The sequence below is a fragment of the Emticicia fontis genome (assembly GCF_054779675.1).
This window is the reverse complement of record NZ_BAAGXU010000002.1, coordinates 113,539-137,807: the sequence shown is the minus strand read 5'-3', so window position 1 is coordinate 137,807 and position 24,269 is coordinate 113,539. Positions and strand designations below refer to the sequence as shown.

The following is a 24,269-nucleotide window of genomic DNA, read 5'->3' as shown; positions in this document are numbered from 1 at the left end:
AGCCTTTCGGAGAGCCGTATTGCTATAAGGCTCTCCGAATTAGAGATGTTCTACGACTTCTTCCTCAATTGCTTCAACTGCAAGTAATCCAGAAAATAAATCACTTTAAGCGAAATATTGTTGTTCTGTTCTGTTTGCAGGGTATTCTGTAAATTATCAATATAATTATTAGTAGCCAGATTCGAGTCCGTAAAACCTGCTTCTTTCCATACTACATTCAGGAAACTACCCGGAGCAAATTGCCAGGTATACACCATATCAATATTAAAGAAATTAACATTGCGGCTCAGCTTATCCGTTACGTCTTTTTTAGGTGTCAATGTGCCGCTATTGTTCAATGTGAAAAACTCTCTCGGTTTCACTACACTGGCATAATGTCTGGCTCTGAATGTCAACCCCATTTTATTGGTAAAATTATATTTCAGATATAAAATATGGTCGATTGAATTGACATTTCTTAGTGCAAACAAGGGAGTATTATTAGCCAATAAGGTAATAAAGCCCAAATCAGTCGGTTTGACCAGATAATCAATGCTATGTCTGATAGAAAACTTACTATTGAAACGGTACTGATGTGAAAAATACAGGGCAGTTGAATGAAGATTATAAAAGTTGGCATATACTTTCTCTGAAATCTGCGCATTAACAGAATACTTTTTTGCATAATTCGTTTCAATCCATGCCCCCGGACTTATGCTTGCACCTCTCTTAAACATCATCCCCATTATACGTGGCTCATAGAAATCATTTTGCTCAGGATAGAAATCAATAGAAAGACCAAACCAATGCAGTTTTTTCATTTGGGCATTGAAGTTTACATTGATATAAGCCTGTTGATACTTCGATTTAATATCACCAATTGGACTGAACAACGAACTCAGGGTTGCATTGAAATTATAAAACAATCGGTTATACCATTTTTTTGGTTCAGTATAGCGATAACCCACATAAAGATTATGGTTAATGAAGTTGTTATTGGTAAAATAGCCAAGGTCATTACTGGTATATTTGTTGTCAGTCAAGTTCTGGGAAAGACTAAAATTGAACCTGCCACTGGTTTTGGCAAAACCAAATGAATGACTATAACCCGTGGTATGTTTCTTCTCAGGTATTTTATAAGTCAGATTGCTGATGGCCACACTTCCTGTCCAATTATAAGTATTTTTCTTGTCGAAAAAACTAAACAAACCCGAGCTTACATTGGCATTATAGTTATTATTTCCTCTTAGCACACTGGTATTGATAAAACTTACACTTGAATTATGCTTTAAGGTCTGGTCAAGCACCAAGATGTTGTAGTTGGTAGTAGGGTCTGTTTCAACCTTTCTTCTCTCTCCGGTTTCTGTATTCTCAATAATCGCATACTGTGGGCGGGTAATGGCATTCAGAATCCCGATACCTAAGCCCCCTTTCATACGCCCCGAAATCTTGGATGCATTAATCAATTTTGATTCCGACGGATTCGAAACTATTCTTTCTTCCGGCTTTAAATCATTATAGGGTGCGCTTGAATTAATGGGAGCCCCTCCAATTCGTCTTGAATAAAATAAATTCCCTTTATTGAATAACTCTGTACCTTCGGTAAAGAAAGAGCGATACTCATTATATTTTACCTCAAAAGGTGTCAGATTTAATACGCGATTATCACTCTGCACCTGCCCGAAATCAGGAATCAAGGTAGCATCTAAGGTAAATGCCTGACTTAACCCTAACTTCATATCTAACCCACCTGAAACCTGATTTGTCCAGTTTTTCTGGTCGGCCTGATTCACAGGGAAATGGTTGGCATAAACTGAGAAATATGGAGATAATTGTAAGCGTAGGGGAGGTTTTATATCAGAAATACCCGTCCACAAACCTTCTTGAGTCAGAAACCCATTGACATTAGGATCAATAGCGCTCCATGTATTCTGCTGTTCGGTTTTGCGTCGTCTTCGGGTGATATTTATACCCCAATCCTGTACCTTATCTTTGCTGAAACGAATAGCTGAATAGGGTAGGAATATCTCAAAAGACCAACCCTTATCATGAATAATTACGGCACTTTTCCAGACCGCATTCCAACTGAAATCTTCCCCACCATTGTCGTCATTGGTGTTTGAGGTCATTTTGGCATCCCATTGTTCGCCTAAAGGCGTAATAAAATATTCGAAGCCATTGAGCTTGTCATTATAGGTATCGAAAATAATACCTATATAATCATTAGCCCCAAAACCATCCCGACCCACCAGTTCTTTAGAAATGCTGTCGAGGCTTCGTTCATAGCAGGTACCACCGAAATAAATTCCGGCATCATCATACATCAGATACGTTTCTGTACGGTTATCGAAATCTTCCTTACGGCCAACCACCGGACGGAATTCTGTGTAATCATCTAATAAGGAGGCATCTTGCCAGGCAGGGTCGTTCAGACGTCCATCAATGATAACGGGCTTGTTAGTACGCTTGGCTTCTAGTCGTTTGGGTACTATCTGGGCATATAGGGCAGTGTAACCCAAGAAGGTTAAAGTAAGTAAAAATAGCTTTTTCATAAAGGTTAATCATACGCATTAGTTACCCGCAAAGTTATGGCAATTTGTAGGTACCACGCTATTAAATAATGTTAAAAGGATATTTTTAACATTTATAAAGTGAGATAATAGCCTTGAAAAGACAGTAGAAAATCAGGAATGTTGCACCGTAGTAGAAATTTTTGAATAATAATTTAAAGTGCGTACTCATTCAGACCTTAAAAGATAAGGGGTAATGTACCAATCTTACTGATAATATTACCCCTTATAGATTAGAAATATGAACTAATTATTTTCCTTTCAATTTATCTTCCAGTACTTTCATAAAATATCCACCCACTACACTTCTTGCCTGAAAACCAACCTGTTTTCCGGTAGTAGTTTCGTGCCAGTCGCTAATAGGTACGCGAGAGGTTGTTTGCGTAGCATATTTATACATCGGTTCAACAAGAGCATTGAAATCTTGTTTTTTATCAGCCAATACCGATGTCCAGATGATCCAGTCTGATTTGGTGTAAGTCTTACGGCTATCCAAAGGCAAACCATAGGCATTTTGTTTGGTCAGATAATATGCTATTTCTTTGGTATATACCTCTTTAGGGAACAAATTCATTTTCAAAATCTTATCCCATACCAGATTATATTTCTGACTCCAGGTTCCTTTGTCATTAAATGTCAATGAATAATGATCACCGTCAATTGCCAGTTCCTGCCATTTTTTTGCCATATCTTTCGCAATGGTACGATACTTCTCAGCCGTAGCTTTTTCGCCTAATTGTTCTGCCATTTGCGCATAACCACCCAAAGCTACAATGGCTTTCATTGATAAATTTGCATTGCGGGCCAGGTGTCCGGCAAAATCATCGGTACATAATTGAAGCGCTGGATCAAAACCTTCTTTGCTCAGGTAATCAGCCCAGATAGAAAGAGTTTTCCAATGTTTCTTGGCATATGAGGCATTGCCTTCTATTTTAGAAATAGCTGCTGCCAGAACAAGCATATTTCCACTTTCCTCTACTGGCATATCTTCACCATAGGTTTGTCCGTTAGCGAGCGGATAAGTTCCTAAATCGTGTGCCGCAAAAGGTTTTGGCCAATTACCACTTTCGCTATAATAAAAAATGCCGTTCATCATCCCCTTTAATAAAGCAGGGTTATAGGCTAAGTACATTGGTGCAGATGGATAAGTAATATCAACCGTATTGATTGAACCATTACTGAAATTCTCTTTCGACATAAAGAGTAGATCACCAGTTGGGCTTTTTACGAGTTTATGTGCTGCAAGACCTTGACGGTAAGCCAGTTCACAAAGGCGTGCATATTCTTCTCCTCCGGCCTTCAAAGCATCGTTATAAATCATACGGTTTACAGCCTCACATTTTTTGATAATGGTCTGATAACCAGCCAATGCCTGCGATAATTGCCCCTCAATGGTAGCACCTTTGGTTAATCTCCACCATGGCGAAAGGTTTTTCTGAAAATATTGTATCGACTGAATATCATCATAACCCAATAAGAAAACTTGCTCCTTGCCAGCACTACCCACTTTACCGGTGTTGATAAGGGTATTCAGCATCAGGTGCTTACCCCCTAAATTAGTATTAGCGATCATTTGAGCAGGTTGTGCTAAATCACCGCCTTTCGTGATAGCCTGTATTACATTTCCGGTTTTAGGAACGGCTACATACATATATCCCCAGTCAATGCGCACATCATCGCCTTTTAGTTTCATGATGTTTTGCGTAATTGTCCCGGCTTTCAGGATTGACAACCCATTGGCTACATATTGATTAGCCTGTACTTCCTGTGCCGGAGTATTAACCGCAATATCAGTTGAGGCGCCCAGGTAGAGTTTTACATCGTGCAAAAGATTATCAGTAGCTTTCATTTTGGCACTGATATAGGAAACCGGGCGAGAAAGAAGGCTTAAATCGTTAATCAACAAAGGAGAGGTGAACGTAAGTGTTAAATCAACCTTGCCACAAGTGAAAGTATAAATGGTCTGCGTGGCATTGATTTTTACTGAATTCTGAACCGCTGTCTGTAGTTTTGGATTTGGTTTTTCAATCACCTTTTCTACAATTCCTGCATCCAGAATAGCGCCACCTACATTATTGATTACGTGGATTGCCAGTAAATTTTCTCCGGTTTTCAGTTTGCTTTTAGCAGCCTCAGGTATCGGCACATAAATATATTTATTTGTCCAGCCTTTTACTTTATATACCACCTCCCCATTCAGGTATACTTCTACATCATCATCATGATTCAGTTTCAGATAAAGTGCTTCAGAATTCAGGTTTTTTAGGGTGAATTTTCTACGCATCCAGATATCCTTTGTATTCCATTCAGTTTTTGAGATAGTCGGGTTATTACCAAAAGGCGCGATGCCCTTTTTCCATTGGCTATCGTTCAAATCAGGGTTCATCCAGTTTTCTCCCGGATTGGTTTCAGTATAGGCAGCCTCGTAATTCACCTCATCTCCTGCCGGAATGATGGTTTCATAATTATCTCCGGCTTTGCCTAAAAAGTGATAAATCATGCCATCTACCTCAATCATACCAATTAACGAATGGTCGGCTCCTGTCCAGTGTTTGGTTGGTGATGCTGTCAACTCGTCAGTAGTTGACCAGATGCTGAAATAAGGGTCATGTGTAATGAGTGGATAAGCAGGGGCTTTACTGCTTTGCCCAAAAAGAAGTTGGATATTTAATAAAACAAGTACTCCGATAAGCGTGGCTTTCATGATTTAAGGTTTAAATAATAGACGAATCAGATGAGGTGGCAATTTAGAAAAAAATATGGGTTTCAGGCTAAGGATGAAGTTAGAATTGTGATTAAATCAAACAACCTAAACCGTTTTATCTGATTTAATATTCTAGCTGCTTGTGCCTGAAAATAATTCTATTCTCTGTAGTTTTACCACTCCATGCTCATTTATGCCGCTATCAAACTCATAAGAGCTACAATCTTATTTTTTTAGAGGATAATTATACCAAAACAGACATTTACGTTTTATTCTATCTGGCAAAAGTAGAGAATTGAATAATTTATCGCGTACCGTTTATTAAAAATTAATAAATACCCACAATATTTAAAGAAAACTCTTGCTAACGTATGGCTTTTTTAGCTAATTTTGACAATACTTATAACTTTTAGCTAGGTACTAAACAATTTATTCCTTTTTTCTGCACTGAATCGAGTATCTGTTGGCATGTCAAACTGCAGGTATTTTTGTGTTGAGGTGTATCTTTATAATCAGGTCAGGTAAAATTCCCTAGAAAATTATTGTCAGAGACCCAAAGTCTTTATGTCTTTGGTATGAGTGAAACTATCAGACTGCGCCTTTAAAATTTTTCCCTTTGAATATTCAATCCGAGGAACTCTTTGCCATTTGGGTAGGGGTGAATCATCATTAATGCCATATAATTTTTACACCTAAAGTAACCCATTGCTTATGAAAAACATCTATCAGCCACTTTATCAGAAAATCTTACTTTTTTTTGTAGTACTGCTTAGTGGACAATTAACTTTTGCTCAAAGCCCACCTCCAGACCCTTATAATGTGACCCAAAGTGAGATATTTTGTGGTAGTCTTGATGTTACATTAGACGCAACCTGTGATGTTGGTACACCCAAATGGTATTTAGGGTCTAGCCCGGTAACTGTTCTCACATTTACTGTAAACTCTACATCTATGTACTCCGTAGCGTGCGAAACAGCAACCGAATCTAGTAATTTTGCGGCAGTAAATTTTACCGAATTAGATGTAACACTAACCACACGTGATAAGGTAATTTGCGGATCTACAACTGTTAAATTAACAGCCTCATGCCCTATAGGAGTAGTTTCATGGTACGAAAATGATTCTACAACTCCTGTTGGAACAGGCGACGTAATTACAACAATATCAGCCGGTACAAGTTATGTAGTGCGCTGCGAAGTAACAAGCCCGACGGCATGTGAGAGTCCATTCAAGATGGTTACATTTACTGATGGTACAAGTTCTCCTTTAACTTTACCAACTGGCCCAGTAGATGAAAGCATTTGTGGCCCTTCCGGATATGAATTAACCGCAACTTGTTCAAGTGGTGGAATACCATTTTTCTTTGCGGTAGATCAACTGACCGAAATGGAATCAGCAGGAACAATAATTTATCCCACAGCTGATATAACCTACAATGTCAGATGCGAAGATCCAGGTAATCCATATTGTCCAAGTGATTTCCTGACTTTTACTTTAACAGTCACGTCACCTCCGGATCCCGTACCCATTTCAAATCCGGTACTTATTTGTAAGGGAAGCTCAGAAGTTATACCTGCTACTTGCGATGCAGATTCACAACCCATCTGGTTTAATGCTTCTGGGGTTCCATTGCCTGGCAATGCAGTATCACCAAATGTCAATACTACCTATACTGTCCGTTGTGCAAGTACTGTCTCACCCGGTTGTTATAGTAATCCGGTTTTAGTAGATGTTATGGTTGATGATGTGATAACATCTCATCCATCTTCAGTTTTAGTTTGTTTGGGCGAGAGCACCAGTTTCGCAGTATCTGTGGTGGGTAGCTATGTCTATCAATGGCAGAAAAAGCAATCTGATGGCAGCTATGAAGATATATCTGGGGCAAATAGTGATTCACTAAAGATTAGCAACACAACTTTGGCCGATCGTGGTTTTTACCGTTGTTTAATGACTGGGCCTTATTGTACAATCCATACCGAAGAAGCCTACTTGGCTTTTCCTGAGGATATTCTCAGCAAAGGAAAATTAGTTCCGAACAATGTAACAGCTTTAGATGAGTTTGGTAACTCTTGTGCTATATCGGGTAATCTGGCAATAGTAGGCGCATGGTCAAAATCAAGTTATAGAGGCGCGGCTTATATTTATGAAATGGATGTGAATGGCAAATGGTCGCAAAAGGCACAGTTAGCTCCTTCTGATCTGGTGGCTGGAGATAGTTTTGGAGGGTCAGTAGCTATTTCTGGGGATACGGTTTTTGTAACTGCACCAGAGCAGGATTCTGAAACGGGTGCATTATATATATTTAAGAAACAGGTGAATAATACCTGGTTGCAGATTGACAAGATAGTATCTCCTACCAGTAGTGCCGGTGATTATTTTGGGGGAGCTATTTCTGTCTCTGGTAGCCTTATGGCCGTAGGAGCGCCTGGCGTTGAATCAGCGTTTATTTTTAAAAGAGATGTTTCTGGTGTATGGCAATATAACCAGGAAATAAAAGACTTTTTTGGTGGAAATTCTTTCGGTTACTCTGTAGGGCTTTCAGGAAATGGCCTTGTAGTTGGTGCTCCGGGTGAAGGTATCGGTGGAGCTATTTTTATCTATGAAAGAGATAGCAGTACAGATTATTGGTATGCGCATGGTTTATTTGAACCAAGCGGATTATCTGTCGGTTCTGCCTTTGGTCTTTCTGCAGCCATAAGTGGCAATACGATTATTGCGGCAGGTTTTGAAGACCCTTTCGGGTCAGGGTCAGGTGGGCCAAGTACCCTGAGTATAGTACAGGTTTACGAAAAAGATTTTACGGGCAACTGGGTAGAAAAGTCAAGACTTACCAGCGATGATGTAACGGATGAGAGTGGTTTTGGCTATTCAATAGCTATTCAGGATAATATGGCAGTTATTGGTGCACCTGCAAACTATGTGGGAAGAGGTGCAGCTATAGTGTTTGAAAAAAATGCCGCAGGCGATTGGGTACAGAAGAAAGCGATAATACCAAATGATCTGGTTATGGGAGATTTATTCGGTACATCGGTAGCCATCAGTAAAACTTCTATTCTGGCAGGGGCTGCATTTGGATCATCTCCATTTCCGCTTCAAACTAGTAAGGGAGGAGCATACTTTTACAGCCGTTATACTTATCCGGTTCCGGCAGTATCAGAAGTCTCGCAGGTTGCGGCGGTATGTTCTGCACAAAAAGCTACTTTTAACCTGACAGGTTTCCCGAATACCAACCCTTATACAATTACTTATAAAGTTGATGCGGCAGGCACTGAAAAAACGATAATTATTACACCTGATTCTCTGGGAAATGCTTCCTTTACAGAAACTCTGGTTTGGGCTAATAATACAAAGAATATTTTCATTACCAAGTTGAAAAACAATGCAAGTGGTTGCGAAAAGGTAATTGATGTAAATACAGCCTTAACATTAAAAGCACCGACGCTGATTATGGTAAACCCCGTGCCGCAATCTGTTTGTGTCGGCGAAACAGCCATGTTTACGGCTGAGGCTACTGGAGAAGGTATTCTGAATTTCCAGTGGCAACGCCAGGCTCCTGCCACAAATGGTACCAACGGACCAATCACAGGTGATTTTGCAGATATTTCAGTACTGACATTAGCCAATCGAACAATAGCAGATAATGGTGCGGCTTATAGAGTAAAAGTAACAGGAGAGTGCGGAGTGGCCATTTCTAACGATGCCATCTTAACCGTATTACAAAAAGCAAGTGTTACTATGGCAGCCGGCCCAGCTGTTTGTCCGGGGACATCAGGTAAAATATTGTTCTCTGGCACTCCGGGCGCTATGGTTTATTATGAATCAAATGGTTTCAATACTTTTATACTACTGGATGGCAATGGCCAGGGTACTGTGTCAACAGGCGCAATAACCGAAGCAAAAACATTCAATCTAGTAAGTATAAACATTCAGGGTAAATGTAATAGAACAATTTCAGGCTCTGTTACGGTCGATGTATTGCCAACCGGTGCAAGTATTCCAACCGCAGTGGTATTAACAAGCCCAACAGATGACGTATTAAATACCGTTGTTCAGAATCATTATGCACAGAATATTCAGGCAACCAATAAAATCAATACAGGTGGTAAATCTGACCAGAAAGCAAATAAATATGTATTGTTAAGTCCCGGCTTTGAAGCGTCAGAAGGGAGTGTATTTCTGGCTAAAATTGAGGCGGCCTGTCCTTAGTATAGCTTTAAAATTATTAAAATTAACAAAACGCCTCTATCTAAAAATCAGAGGCGTTTTTGTTTAAAAAGGTAACTTATCTTTAAAGACACAAACCTAAATTTGCCATTTTCTTGCTATTTCAGCCATTTTCAATAATCTTTGTTAAATAGCTCAATTCAAAACCATTTCACTTCTCAAACCTTAAAAAGATTCGTTTCTTATGAAGAAGCCTCAACTACTCTTTTCATTATTCTTTGCTTTTATCTTATTTATCAATACAAGTCAGGCACAAATAATTACTTCTGCTGAAATTGATGCGCTTGCAGAAAAAACACTAAAAACCTTTGATGTACCGGGTATTGCAGTAGCAGTAATAAAAGATGGGAAAGTAATTCATTCCAAAGGTTATGGAGTGCGTTCGCTCAATACCAAACAAAAAGTAGATGAAAATACGCTATTCGGTATTGCTTCCAATAGCAAGGCGTTTACAGCAGCGGCGTTAGGAATGCTCGTTGATGAAAAGAAACTGAAATGGGATGATAAAGTCCGTGATTTTATCCCTGAGTTCAAGATGTATGACCCATTCGTAACAGAAGAGTTTACAATTAAAGACTTGCTTACTCACAGAAGTGGTTTGGGCTTAGGCGCCGGTGACCTGATGTTCTGGCCTGATTCTAATAATTTCAGCAAGCAGGATATTATCCATAATCTCCGTTTTCTGAAGCCTGTATCGAGTTTCCGTACCAAATACGATTATGATAATCTGCTATACATTGTGGCAGGAGAGGTAGTCAAACGTGCCTCAGGCATGGACTGGGAAGATTTTATTGAGCAACGCATTCTTCAACCCTTAGGCATGACACAAACCGCTGCCTCGTTTCGCCGCTTAAAAAATAAATCTAACGTGATTGACCCTCATGCTCCGGTAGATGATGTTGTAAAGGTAATTCGCAGAGATTGGAGTGAGGTCGCCAATTCGGCGGGTGGTCTGTACAGCAATATTGTTGATATGAGTAAATGGGCAATCGTGCAGATGGATAATGGCAAATATGGCAACGGCAAGCAATTATTCAGCGAAGAAGTACATGAGGAAATGTGGACACCTCAAACCATTCTTCCGGTTCGTGGTACTAACTCTTATAATACTCATTTTGCCAGCTATGGTTTAGGTTGGGGACTGGCTGACGTAAAAGGCTATAAACAAGCCTCTCATACAGGTGGCCTGGCTGGGATTGTGACGCAAGTTACCTTGATTCCCGAATTGAAACTGGGCATTATTGTCTTTACCAATCAGCAACAAGGCTCCGCATTTACTACTATTACCAATACAATTAAAGATAGCTACTTAGGGATTAAGGGCATCGACCGTTTAAAGGAAAATAATGACAGAAGATTACAAGGCATCGCTAATGCCAAGAAACTGACCGACCAAATCTGGAATGATATTGAAGCACAACAAAAAAGCGGTGTGAAACTAGATAATAATCTGTTTACTGGCACTTATCACGACAAATGGTTCGGCGATGTAGAAATAGCTACAAAAAACGGTAAACTATGGTTTACCTCTAAACGCTCTCACTTGCTCAATGGTGAAATGTTCCCCTACAAAGGCAATACATATATCGTTAAATGGGTAGACCGTAGCATGGATGCCGATGCCTACGTAATGTTCGACCTTGACAATAGTGGTAAAGGCTCGGGGTTCAGAATGAAAGCCATTTCTCCGCTCACTGATTTTAGTTTCGATTTTCAGGATTTAAATTTTACGAGATAAAATAATCGATGATTTAAATGCAGGGGCTCAGAATTTTGAACCCTGCAAATATTTACAATAACAACAACATGACCAAGCTAGATCCAATAATCATCTCAGACTTATTCTATAAACTTGATGAAAAGCTGATTGAAGTTTTGCAATCTCTTACAGACGATGACTGGAATAAACCAACAATTGCGCCTCTCTGGATTGTAAAAGATATTGCAGCTCACCTTCTTGATGGTAACATCCGAACCCTCTCAATTGGGCGTGATAAGTACGTAGGTTCTCCTGCCGGAAACATCAATTCCTATCAGGATTTAGTCGCTTATCTGAACAAACTCAATGCAGATTGGGTTCAGGCTCTCAAAAGAATGAGTCCGAAAATATTGATTGAATTATTGACGAGTAGTGGAAGACAGTATTGTGATTATTTAAGCCAATTGAATCCTTTCGATAAGGCCCTTTATTCAGTTGCCTGGGCAGGTGAACAGGAATCAAAAATGTGGTTTCATGTGGCAAGAGAATATACCGAAAAGTGGCATCATCAACAGCAAATCAGATTAGCAGTTGGTAAAGAATCTGAGCTTTATACCAAAGAGTTTTATTGGCCTCACCTCGAAACTTCCATGAGAGCTTTACCACATCATTATCGGCATGTAGCAGGTAAGGATGGAGACATAATTCAATTTGAGATAACAGGAGATGGCGGAGGAACATGGAACCTGTATTATGAAAACAATCAATGGATTTTGGTAAAAGAAAATGCCATCAAACCTGTAAGTAAAGTTACCATCGATGGAGCAATTGCCTGGCGATTATTCACCAAGGGCATTTCAAAGCAAGAAGCCCACAACTATGTTCAAATTGAAGGAAAACAGGAAGTAGGTAATAAAATATTTGATATGCTGGCAGTAATGGCATAAAAACAATTATAGCAAATATCAACCATTAACCCCTGTTAATCGCATATTATCATACATTAATCTCAATATTTTGGATAGAAGTCTATGAATCGATACCTTTAAACTTCTCAAAGCAAATTGTAAAAACTCAAACAAACTAAACATCTCCTCATGAAAAAATTACTACCTGTAATTGCTTTTTTCTGTGTGTCCCTGGGGCTTAGTGCTCAGGAAGAAAAAGTAGACCTCGAAATGGTGAAAAAAATCCGTCAGGAAGGCTTAAACAATTCAAAAGTAATGGACATCGCTTTCAACCTAACCGATGTTAGTGGCCCAAGACTACAAGGCTCACCGGGTTTTATGCGTGCAGCCAATTATGCCAAAGGTAAATTGACCGAATGGGGGCTAACTGACGCTAAATTAGAACCTTGGGGCGAATTTGGTAAAGGCTGGCAATTAGAAAAAAGCTACCTTGCCATGACAGCGCCTTATTACCGTCCGTTAATTTCTTACCCAAAAACATGGACAGCCGGAACAAAAGGTAAATTGAAAGAAGCAGAAATCTTTTTGATTGACGAAACCGATACAATGGCCCTTGAAAACTACAAAGGTAAGCTAAAAGACAAGATTATTTTATTATACAAAAACGATAAAATCACGCCTTCATTCAAGGCTGATGCTACACGTTTTACGGATGAAGAATTGGAGAAAATGGCAAATGATGCGCCACAAACCCGTTCTCAACCTGATACAGCTTTCAGATCGATGATGGCCGCTATGCGTAGAAGCACTTTGCTTTCGACCAAAACTAAAGAAATGGCGAAAAAAGAAGGTGCTTTGGCCTTATTGAGTATGAGCAACAGAGGTAAAGATGGTACTTTATTCGTATCAGGTGGTGGTTCTTATAAAGCATCAGACCCTGAAAACTTATTGGATATTATGTTGGCGGCAGAAGATTACCTATCACTTTGCAGATTGGCAAAAGCAGGTATTCCGGTGAAAATGGATATTGATGTAAAAACCAAATTCTTTACGCAAGATTTGCAAGGATACAATGTTGTAGCTGAAATCAAAGGAACTGACCCGACTTTGAAAGATGAAGTAGTGATGCTTGGCGCTCACTTGGACTCATGGCAAAGTGCTACCGGAGCTACCGATAATGCCGCTGGTTCATCGGTGATGCTGGAGGCAGTAAGAATCTTGAAAACCTTAAACATTCAACCTCGCAGAACTATCCGTATTGGTTTATGGAGTGCAGAAGAAGAAGGTTTACACGGTTCAAGAAACTACGTGAAAAATCACTTCACTGACCCTAATACCAAAAAGAGCAATGCCGAAGGTGACAAAGTAGCAGCTTATTTCAATGTCGATAATGGTACAGGTAAAATCAGAGGTATTTATTTGCAAGGTAATGATGCTTGCCGTCCGATATTCACCAAATGGTTTGAGCCTTTCCACGATTTAGGTGCTAAAACAGTAACTATCCGTAATACTGGCGGTACTGACCACCTGGCTTTTGTTGGTGTAGGTATTCCGGGCTTCCAGTTTATTCAGGATGAAATCGAATATAATACACGTACACACCATACAAATATGGACTCGTATGACCATCTGCAACCAGATGATTTGAAACAAGCCGCAACCATTGTAGCCTCATTTGTATACAATGCCGCTATGCGTGACGAAAAACTACCAAGAAAGAAATAATTTAGACAGATAAACAAAAATCCCTGTTGGTATTGCCAGCAGGGATTTTTGTTTTTTAATGTATCGAAATTATCTGATTATTTTACCAAAACTTCCACCACCTTTTCTGTTCTTGCGGAGGATTGCTCAACGGCTTTGAATTATTTTCTTCCTGTTTCGGACTAAACTGAGATTCATTTTTGCTAGATTTTGATTGATGAATCTTCTCCATTTCTGCCTCAAATGCATCCTCATCTCCATCTTTGAAAGAATAGGTTATTTCTATATTTGGAAATCTATTCCATAAAACTGAATATATCTCAATTGAAGGTTCCCATTCTGAATATATTCTAAGTACCTTGATAGGAATTGGCGTTAAATTTTTTATGTCATCAAGTCCTTCTAAGGCAACCAATATTGCTTCATCTTTACTTGAAGTAGATGAACCGATTGCGGTCAGAATTGAGCCAGATTGTTCGTATTCAAAGACACATACATTAACAGGTACAACACCACTCATTATTGAAAGAAGTTAGATTAAAATAACTTTTAAAGATAATACTTTCAATCGATAAAAATTGTCTATTTCTTCACAAACAACGTCCTGATTAATTTCTCAGCCTCAACTGCCACAAATACCAGAAATGCCATTAATACACAAATACCTACTTCGTTGAGAGATAAAGGTTGAGTTTTAAAGGCAGTATTCATAAACGGAAGATAAACCACTGCTAATTGTAAAGCCAAAGTGAGCGCCACGGCTCCAATCAAGGCTCTGTTAGAAAACAAACCCTTTTGTTTAAACACGGAAGTATTACTTCTGATACCAATAACATGCCCCAATTGGCAAAGACTTAGCACCGTAAATACCATTGTCTGCCAATGTTCCAGTTGATTATTTAAAGCCCAGGCTTCGGTACCTAAGGTGATTGCCGCCATAAATATCCCCATCCAGACAATATGATAACCCACACCGTCAGCAAAAAGACTCTGATCGGGGTCTCTTGGTGGACGTTTCATGATATTGGCCTCGGCGCTTTCATTAGCCAATGCCAAAGCCGGGAACCCATCAGTTACCAGATTAATCCACAAGATATGAATGGGTAGGAGAGGATTCTCTAAACCTAAAAAGGGGGCAATGGCAATAACCAATATCTCGGCACTATTACAAGTCATGATATACTTCACAAACTTGCGGATATTATCAAAAATCCTTCGTCCTTCTTTAATGGCTTTGACAATAGTAGCAAAATTATCATCCAGCAAAATCATGTGAGCCGCTTCTTTGCTTACATCAGTGCCATTGATACCCATGGCTATCCCGATATTAGCTGCTCTTAATGATGGAGCGTCATTGACTCCGTCGCCTGTCATAGCCGCAAAATGTCCTTTTGATTGTAGGGCTTTCACGATGCGCAATTTCTGGTCAGGTGAAACACGGGCATATACTGCCGTTTCTTCAACCTGAGACAAGAATTTTTTTTCTGAAAGTTTTTCCAATTCCACACCAGTAAGGGCAAACTCTCCTTCATCCAAGATACCTAATTCTTTAGCAATTGCCTGGGCGGTAGCCGGATGGTCTCCGGTAATCATCACAGGTCTGATACCCGCTGTTTTGCATTCGGCAATAGCTGTTTTGGCTTCTTCACGTGGTGGGTCAACCAATCCGGCTAAACCTGCAAAGAAGAGATTCTTTTCTACACTTTGTGGCGTTATTTTTTCAGGCAATTTATCCAATATCTGGTATGCATAGGCCAATACCCTGATACCTCTTTTTGCCCACTCCTCCGAAATATCATTTAATAATTTCTCATCTTTTTTCTGATGAATAATTTCTGTGATGGCTTCACTGGCTCCTTTGCTTATCACCAGATACTTTTTATCGTATTGATGAATGGTCGTCATGCGTTTACGCTCCGAATCGAAAGGAATCAAGCCCGCTCGTTTATACTTCTTAAAAAGCTCATTGTATTTTTTATAAGATAATTCTTCAACCATATGTCCTGTCAGAGCCAATTCCGTAGCTTCACCAATGGGTTTATCTTGTTTTTCAAACTTTACTTCATGGTTGAGTAACATACCTAGTTTCAGCATTGATAATCCTTCTTCCGTCGTTTCTATTTCCTGTTCATGCTTTTCTACCAGGTGCATTTTATTTTGAGTCAAGGTTCCTGTCTTATCGCTACATATATAGGTAACTGAGCCCAAAGTTTCCACAGCAGGCAGTTTCCTCACCAAAACATGCTGCTTCGCTAATCTGGAAGCTCCTCTAGATAATGCAATGGTAATCAAAGCAGGTAAAGCTTCTGGAATAGCAGCCACCGCCAGACTTACCGAAAGAAGAAGCATTTTAAAAGGCTCTTCACCGCGAATCAAACCAGATACAAAAAGCACTACGCAGATACCCAGAATAATATAAGACAAGTTTTTTCCAAACTTGGTCATGCGAGCTTGCAGGGGAGTAACCGCTTCTTTTTCCTGCAAAAGCCCAGCAATTTTTCCTAGTTCAGTATTCATCCCTGTGCGTACTACCAAACCTTCTGCTTTTCCGTTGGTAACTAATGTACCTTTGAAAGCCATATTGAGTTGGTCGCCTAAAGGGATACTGCCTTCTTTCAGTTCATTACTTTCTTTATCAACAGGAACTGATTCGCCTGTTAAGGATGATTCATCAATGCGTAAGGCATTTACTTCATAAAGCCGGATATCCGCCGGAACTACATTTCCTGCTTCTAAAACCACAATATCACCCGGTACTAAGTCTTTTGATTCAATCTCTTGTGGTTTATCTTCTCTTATCACCTGTGTTTTGGTAATACTCATTTTTTTCAAGGCTTCCATTGCCTTTTCAGCCCTGAATTCCTGAATAAAACCCACCACAGCATTGAGAATAATGATGACGAAAATGATAATCGTGTCAGCCAGATCACCAAAAATACCAGACAAGATAGCGGCCGCAGCCAGCACCAATATCATAAAATCTTTAAACTGATTCAGAAAAAGCACCCATGGTGGTGTTTTCTTTTTTTCTTCTAATTCGTTATGACCATCTGTCTCTAAACGATTACCGGCTTCGGTGGGGGATAACCCTGTTTGTGAGGTATTGAATTGTTTAAATAGAGAGTCGATGCTCTCTCGATAGAAGAGAACTTCATTGTTTTTTTTCATAAAAGTCTAGCGTGCTTTAATTGGATTTATATTGACAGCAGTAATTATACGTGTGTTTTCAATATTATGGGTGTGAATATAGTATATATACCTCCAATAAAAGAAAATGTTAGAGTAAATAATCAATTACTCTAACATTCCATTAAAATCATATGCGTATTATTTTATCTCAAACGAATATGCACCCGCCTGTAAAATAAACACCACCGTTTTCAGATTACCGTCTTCACTCTTAATTACAGTTCCTTTAATCTCTTTACCATTTTCATAAATTGCCTGATTCGCAGCAATATTTAAACGTAATGTTGCTGTAGTATTGGCAGGAGTTGAAAAATTGTAGGTAATCGTATTATCAGCTCTTTTCCAAGATGATATAATCGTACCATATGGGCTATCATGTTTTGCCTCAAAACTTTGCAAGTCTTTTACAAAATGAGGTGCTAATAATACATTTTTAAATCCGGGTAGTTTTTCATCTGGTTTAATACCCCCCAAAGCCTTATATATCCAAGCACCAATCTCGCCAAACATAATATGGTTCATCGAAATATCTGAATTTGCATCTAAAGGCCAGTTTTCATAAAGGGTAGTTGCTCCATTCTTAATCCACCAACCCCATGATGGAAAGGTTTCCTGAGAGGCTACTGTATAAGCCAAATCGGCATAACCATTTTCACTCAGGGCATTCAGAATGGCTTTTGTGCCTAGTAAACCCACATCAATATGGTTATTGTCCGCTTTTACTCTTTCAGCCAATGCAGCCGCAACTTTAGCTTTCAAGTCTTCCGGCACTATTCCCCACTGTAAAGGCACACTCAGTTCGGTTTGAACGCCACTGCCATAAATACCTTTTTCTTTATCCAAATATTTCTCATTGATAGCGTTTTTAATTTTCTGTGCCAAGCCGGCATAATGTTCTGCATCTTCGGTTTTGCCCAAAAGTTTAGCGGCCTTAGCAACAATACTTGCATCAACATAATAATAAACTGAGGATGTGAACTCAACCGGAGTTTTAGATTTCACAGGTACCCAATCGCCTAATCCCCAGGTGGTAAGATGTTCTGGCGCGATGGTTCTGATATAATCTACATAACGTTTCATGTTATCGTAGTTATCAGCCAATATCTTGGTATCTCCATAAAACAGATACACATTCCACGGAATAATAGCAATTGTACTTGTCCAGTCAGGCCCGTTGCCCCATTCATAACCCCAACCACTGGTGGGTATAATTGATGGTAATATCCCATTTGCCTGTTGTTCATCCCGATGATCAGCCAACCATTTTTCATACACTGTTATGCCATCAAAATTATATAAACCTGTTTCGCTGGCTATGTGCGCATCACCAGTCCAGCCATTTTTCTCACGTTGCGGGCAATCAGTCGGATACCCGAAAAGATTTGATAAATAAGAATTATTGGTTGCCCACCAGATTTGATTCATGGTAGCATTAGAAGTAGTCACCTGCCCGACGGGGGCCACATCACTATGCATAAAATAACCCGTTAAACTCTCTTTTGATAATTCAAGCGGCTGCTGACAGGTTAGTTCTACATACTGAAAACCCTTATAGCTGAAATGTGGCATAAAAGTTTCTTCCCCCTTCCCACTGAGCGTATAAATATCTACCTGAAAAGGATCCTGATTATCAGTAGGGCGGTAATGAATATCAATATTCGACATATCAGCCGAACCATTCTGATACAAGCGTTCGGCATGCTTTAATCTTACCACTGTTCCGGCTGCCCCTTTTACTTTTAGTTGACTAACGCCAGAAATATTTCTGCCTAAATCAAATAGATAAGTGGTGTCATTCAATTTTTTCAGGCTTTTGGCAGGTATTTCTTCGACATTTCGCACTGGCACCATTGCCTGCGCCACAATATTCTGTGATGGAGATGTTCTGAAAATCACATCTTTCCAGGCTTTATCATCATAATCAGGCGTGTTCCAACCCTCTTTTGCTAATCTTGCATCCTGATGTTCAGCCGTATAAATGCTATTAAAAATAACCGGACTTAATTCTGTTTTCCAACCTTTGCCAGTTGAAATAACCTCTTCGGTTCCATCTTCATAAGTTATCCGTAAATCCATACAGAAAGTAGGTCTGTTTCGCCACGGAGCTTCATGAAAATACCACACAGCCGTCGATTGATGGTTATACCAGCCATTCCCTAACAATACGCCAATGACATTTTTACCACTTTGCAGGTTGGCGGTTACATCATGGGTAATATATAAAGTACGGCGGTCAAAACGCGTGTACATCGGGTCTAATCGGTGATTACCAATTTTTTGTCCGTTAATATATAATTCATACAAACCCGCGGCTGCTATATAAGCTCTAGCCGATTTGACGACTTTTGGGGTTGAAAAACTCTTTCTGAAATAAGGAGCAGGCTTGGTTTTTACATCTCTGCTATCACTTATCCATAAGCCTTTCCAGTTGCGCATCTGCATCATACCCATTTCAAAACTATTTACTGAGACTGGTGCTGCTTTTACTCCGTCTTTATCCCACACAATTACTTTCCAATAATATCTGGTAAAAGGTTGCAAGGCCTTGCCTTTATAGATTACCAGATTATTGCCTGAAGCTACTTTGCCGGTATTCCATTCACTGCCTGATTCATTCACAACTTTCATTGAATCTGTATCTACCAATACCTGATAGGCTGTTTGTCTGGCCCCTTTTCTATTGTCTTGCATTAACCATGTCAGGCGGGGATTTGGGTTGTCAATGCCTAAAGGATTTTTGAGGTATTCACATTTTAAACCATCAGGCTGAACAGGAGGGAGTGCAAAGCAATATGGTTGAGAACTGAATAAAAGAAAGAGAAAACTAATGAAAACCTGAGCGTATTTCATAAGGTAGTGGTTGATTGAGAAATTCTTTATTTATTGATGTAAAAATAAAGAATGTCAGAGAATGTTCAGGAATTTTGTTTTGGAAATCTAATGTAGGCTAATTAAACCACTGGCTAATAAATGATTTATTTAAAAATTTACCAGATTGAAATAGAATGTACTTCCCATACCAATTTCGCTTTCAACACCTATATTGCCATTTTGAGCCTCAATAAATTCCTTGCTGATAGCCAGACCAAGCCCTGTACCAGTTTTAGCACTACCGGGAATCTGAAAATACTTATCAAAGATTTTATCTTTATAACGTTTTTCAATGCCTTTGCCTTGATCGGTTACTGAAAAGTTTACCATATTGCCTGATTGTGCAATTTTGATGGTAATTTTGCTTTGTTCTGGTGAATAATGAATTGCATTCGTCAGGAAATTTATGAGTACCCACGCTGTTTTTTCTGTGTCAGCTTTTACATCTGGGAGCTTCTCCTCAATAGAAGTCTGTATCTCAATCCTCTTTTGCTCAGCTTGTATCTTCACGGCTTCGGTTGCATATTTCAGAATCTGATAAGGTGTGCTTCTCTGAATATTCAATTGAATATTCCCAGTTTCAACCTGTGAAAGATTCAATAATTCACTTGTAATTTTTAATAGTCTCTGGCTATCTTCCTTAATACTATCAATCAATTGTTTTTGTCCATCATTAATTGCCCCTGTTTGTTGTTTTTCCAACAATTGTGTACTCATTTTAATGGACGAAATGGGGGTTTTCAACTCATGCGAAATAGTTGCAATAAAGTTGGTTTTGGCAAAATCCAGTTCTTTGAAAGGAGTAATATTCTTCAAGACAATTACATGACCAATGTGTTTCCACTCTTTCTCCCCTGTAGGAACAATAGCAATTTCAACCACTTCTTTTTCAAAATAGCTCTCTTTATTGTTGGCAAAAATCTTAATCGGTTGCTTTTTGTCTATGTCAGCGACAACATCAGGCATAATTAAATCTTTTACCAATGAGCGAATTAAGTCATTTATTAAAGATACATCCTGTGCTTGTTGTCCAATTAATTGTTCGGGTTTAAGTCCGGTTACCTTTAATGCTTCGTCATTGGCAAAGAGTATTTTTTTGTTTTCATCCAGGCCAATTACTGGGTCGTGCATATTGTTAATAAGCGTTTCGATACGCTTCTTCTCAAAGAGAAGCTTTGAAAGATTGCTATTATTATACTCTTCTAATTTTTGAGCCATCGTATTAAAGGATCTGGCTAAATCTCCGTATTCACTATGATCTTCAAAATAAACTCTTTGAGAATAATCATTTGCCGCAATCTGTTTAATACTTTCGGTTAGCTTTTTAATAGGGCTTGCAATATTGCTGGGTAGATTAATGAGTAAAGTAAAGGCAATCACAAAACAAAGCGTACCTGTGATTGCAATCCAGATAGTGGAAGTGGCCGCAGTTTGCTTAGCAACATCACTTTTTCGCTGGATAGCTTCCATGTTTAGCCGCATAATTTCGGTAATGTCTTTCCGTATCTGTAAATGAGTAGTTCCATCAAAATTGTTAGTTTTCAACAGGGCAAAGTGCTCTTTCAGACTTTGAGTTGCCTCTTTTTCTCCAATTTCTGTAACATTAGCTAATTGTTTGAACAGATTTTCTTCAATTTTTCGGATAGCACCTTTATCAGTAGTTAACTCATCCAGCGCCATAAGCATATTACGAGAATACTCAAGGGTATTATAGTTGGCCACCAAGATATTTTCAGTGTCATTTTTCAAAGCATTAATTGACTTTGCTCCCACGTAGGTAAGCAAAGTAATCAATATAAAAAGCAGACCCACACCCAAGGTCAATTTAGTCCTGATTTTCATTTTATTTTAATTTTACCTCACCTCCTAGCCCCCTCTCCATTGTTGGAGAGAGAGCTAGGGGGTGAGGTGTTTGTTGATTATTCCCCTTTAGGGGCTAGGGGTGGCGTTCATTCTACGATAATATTACCACATCAATATCGGCCAAAGACAATTTATTCAATAATTCATTAAATATATTGGTCGAAAGTATCACATTAAAAAGGTTCAGATGGGGCTTGCCGATGCACAAAGTAGTAATTTGTCTTTGTTCAGCTATGTCCATAATAATCTTTGAAATATTACCGCTTTCAACTCTTATGATTTCTGCGCCTAATTGTGTGGCTAATTTAAAATTATTAATCAAATGCCTTTGTTTATCTAATGCAATTTTATCTGGGCTTTCTTTTGGTGTCTGTACATAAAGCACAAACCATTTGCTATTATAATAACTTGCAAGCCGGGCTGTTTTTCTGATAACTGTCTTAGCAGTTTGTTCATTGCTACTGATACAGGCCAGAAACTTCTCATGCCTGATAGCAGTAGTTCGTGGAATTTCCGTCTCCACCTTTCTTTCCACCTGACTAGCCACTTCTTTCAGTGCCAACTCTCTCAACTGCAATATCTGTTCCGATTTGAAAAAATTACTAAGCGCCATCTGAATCTTATCGGTTGTATAAATCTTCCCTTCTTTCAGACGGGTAATTAACTCATCGGCTGTCAGGTCTATATTTACCACTTCATCAGCTATTGTTAAAATACTGTCTGGGATTCTCTCTTTTACTTCAATTCCCGTAATTTCTTTTACTTCCTCATTCAGGCTTTCAATGTGTTGAATGTTTACAGCACTAATCACATTAATACCTGCTTCCAGAATCTCCAGTACATCCTGCCAGCGCTTTTCATTTTTACTGCCTTCAATATTGGTGTGGGCTAATTCATCAATTATTACCACTTCGGGTCTAAGATTGATAACAGCCTGCACATCTAATTCTTCGAGTTCTTTTCCTCTGTAAAAAATCTTCCGGCGTGGGATAACTGGCAAACCATCTAATAAATCATGTGTTTCTTTACGGAAATGGGTCTCAATATAACCTATTTTTACATCAATGCCATTCCTTAGCAAAGAATGGGCTTCTTGCAGCATACGAAAAGTTTTACCTACACCGGCACTCATACCAATATAGACTTTAAACTTCCCTTGCCGTGATTTTCTGATTAAATCCAGAAAATGCTGTACGTTTTCTTCTTTGTTATCGGTTGTTGACATGATTGTAATCTGGCTGTTTTGAGGCCTTCTCAAAAGTTTTTCTGACCAAATAATATTTGGCTATGCTTCGACCCCACACCCCAACCCCTCTTCATTGTTGGGGAGGGTTAGGGTGGGGTAGACGCCACGTGGTCTTTTCCAAATATTATCGCTATGGCGCACCGTTTGGTCAATTTTACTTTTGAGACAGCCGATATTGAGAATTTTATTAGAAACTAAAACATAATGCACTAGTGAGATAAAAATTCTGGTTTTTATCGGCAAATATTTTGTCTTTGCTATCGAAAATTCTTGCTTCTGTGCGCCATAATAGATTATCCATAATGGTGTAATCAAGATTTAAAGAATAGCCAAATGTCTGGAAACCGTTTGGTGTGCCAGTGGCAATAATCACTCCGTTTTTATCCTGATAATATTCAGCACGGGCGGCGATTCTGAAATTATCATTAACCGAATAACGTGCAATGATTACAGGCGTAAACCAGGCATTGTATTCAGAACTTTTATACGTTTTTTGTTCATATCCAAAATCAAAACCTGCTAACAATCCAAACTTTTCATTCAACTGAAATTGGCCGTAGAGATTATTAAAGTATCTCCATTTGCTTACACTGTCCGGCTGTTCATTACCCATGTAAGTACTCCAGTTAAGGCTTATGTTCGAATTAGGTTTATAAGTCAGCTGTGTGCCGAAAGCAGGCGTTTGATTACCTGACAACCTTTGAATCCGTTGCCAGCCATTTAAAACCAACCCAGCCAGATACCATTTTTCATTGGCTGAGGTATAAGATAATCTAATACCTGATTCATAATAAGGTGAATTTTCAGCCAACAAACTTCTCGTAAGATTCCAGTCGTCTTTGCCGATGGCACTTTCAAAACCAATATGAGATGACATGATTCCGGCATCAATCCATAGATTGTTTTTCCTTGATATTTTCACTCCGGCATTGGCTTCATACAAATTTTTCAATAACCCCTGTTCAGCCGCCAAATTATATTGGGCGTACGTTCCTACCATTACGCCTAAATTGGCTCGTATTTTATCCCTATTATAACTGGCTTTTAATAAGCCTAAATTCAGATTTAATTCGTTGTGTCGGTTGTGGTTATACAAAAACGGTGATTTCTCATGATTTCCCGGATTACTGAAATCATAGCTATAATACGTTTCTATATAACCTGAAAATGTAAGAGGTTTTGTTGTTTCCTGAGCATTTGCTTTCAAAACCATGAAAGCAAATGCAGTTAAAATTAGTTTTTTCATTCTATTTGGCCTTAAAAAGGCTGTTGTTGTACTTGATTAATTTTCTTTGGTTTTTGTCTTTGTCTT

12 protein-coding genes are annotated in these 24,269 nt (G+C 39.0%); 4 read left to right on the top strand and 8 right to left on the bottom strand.

Features of this window, described 5'->3' with window-relative positions:
* Window positions 1–50: 50 nt before the first annotated feature.
* Together ACYVFA_RS01710 and ACYVFA_RS01705 are read right to left on the bottom strand one after the other, a co-directional pair.
* Window positions 51–2,531 (bottom strand): DUF5916 domain-containing protein, encoded by a 2,481-nt coding sequence (locus ACYVFA_RS01710; RefSeq protein ID WP_460470057.1) that lies wholly within the window; start codon window positions 2,529–2,531, stop codon window positions 51–53.
* Window positions 2,532–2,799: 268 nt separating this feature from the next.
* Window positions 2,800–5,253: a glutaminase family protein gene (locus ACYVFA_RS01705; protein ID WP_460470056.1), complete on the bottom strand. Its 2,454-nt coding sequence runs from the start codon at window positions 5,251–5,253 to the stop codon at window positions 2,800–2,802.
* 711 nt (window positions 5,254–5,964) lie between these two features.
* Here ACYVFA_RS01705 and ACYVFA_RS01700 point away from each other — a divergent pair.
* From ACYVFA_RS01700 to ACYVFA_RS01685, 4 genes are all read left to right on the top strand, one after another.
* Complete coding sequence (locus ACYVFA_RS01700; RefSeq protein WP_460470055.1) at window positions 5,965–9,459, top strand: 3-coathanger stack domain-containing protein; 3,495 nt, start codon at window positions 5,965–5,967, stop codon at window positions 9,457–9,459.
* Between the two features lie 202 nt (window positions 9,460–9,661).
* Window positions 9,662–11,215, top strand: coding sequence for a serine hydrolase (locus ACYVFA_RS01695; protein WP_460470054.1), 1,554 nt, complete (start codon window positions 9,662–9,664; stop codon window positions 11,213–11,215).
* Between the two features lie 68 nt (window positions 11,216–11,283).
* Window positions 11,284–12,123 carry a maleylpyruvate isomerase N-terminal domain-containing protein gene (locus ACYVFA_RS01690; protein WP_460470053.1) on the top strand — a complete coding sequence of 280 codons (840 nt, stop codon included), beginning with the start codon at window positions 11,284–11,286 and terminating at the stop codon, window positions 12,121–12,123.
* A gap of 150 nt (window positions 12,124–12,273) precedes the next feature.
* A complete protein-coding gene (locus ACYVFA_RS01685) occupies window positions 12,274–13,809 on the top strand; it encodes a M28 family metallopeptidase (RefSeq protein WP_460470052.1) in 1,536 nt (511 codons plus the stop codon).
* 82 nt (window positions 13,810–13,891) lie between these two features.
* On the opposite strand, the gene ACYVFA_RS01680 is transcribed toward ACYVFA_RS01685, so the two are convergent.
* The 6 genes from ACYVFA_RS01680 to ACYVFA_RS01655 form a co-directional block, all read right to left on the bottom strand.
* Entirely contained in the window at window positions 13,892–14,308 is a 417-nt protein-coding gene (locus ACYVFA_RS01680) for a hypothetical protein (RefSeq protein ID WP_460470051.1), read from the bottom strand.
* A gap of 62 nt (window positions 14,309–14,370) precedes the next feature.
* Window positions 14,371–16,956: a cation-translocating P-type ATPase gene (locus ACYVFA_RS01675; RefSeq protein ID WP_460470050.1), complete on the bottom strand. Its 2,586-nt coding sequence runs from the start codon at window positions 16,954–16,956 to the stop codon at window positions 14,371–14,373.
* Between the two features lie 159 nt (window positions 16,957–17,115).
* Window positions 17,116–19,827 (bottom strand): alpha-L-rhamnosidase, encoded by a 2,712-nt coding sequence (locus ACYVFA_RS01670; protein WP_460470049.1) that lies wholly within the window; start codon window positions 19,825–19,827, stop codon window positions 17,116–17,118.
* Between the two features lie 129 nt (window positions 19,828–19,956).
* Window positions 19,957–21,690 (bottom strand): ATP-binding protein, encoded by a 1,734-nt coding sequence (locus ACYVFA_RS01665; RefSeq protein ID WP_460470048.1) that lies wholly within the window; start codon window positions 21,688–21,690, stop codon window positions 19,957–19,959.
* Between the two features lie 112 nt (window positions 21,691–21,802).
* On the bottom strand, window positions 21,803–22,936 hold the full coding sequence (locus tag ACYVFA_RS01660) for a sensor protein KdpD (RefSeq protein WP_460470047.1): 1,134 nt from the start codon (window positions 22,934–22,936) through the stop codon (window positions 21,803–21,805).
* A gap of 208 nt (window positions 22,937–23,144) precedes the next feature.
* On the bottom strand, window positions 23,145–24,203 hold the full coding sequence (locus ACYVFA_RS01655; RefSeq protein ID WP_460470046.1) for a porin: 1,059 nt from the start codon (window positions 24,201–24,203) through the stop codon (window positions 23,145–23,147).
* Window positions 24,204–24,269: the final 66 nt, after the last annotated feature.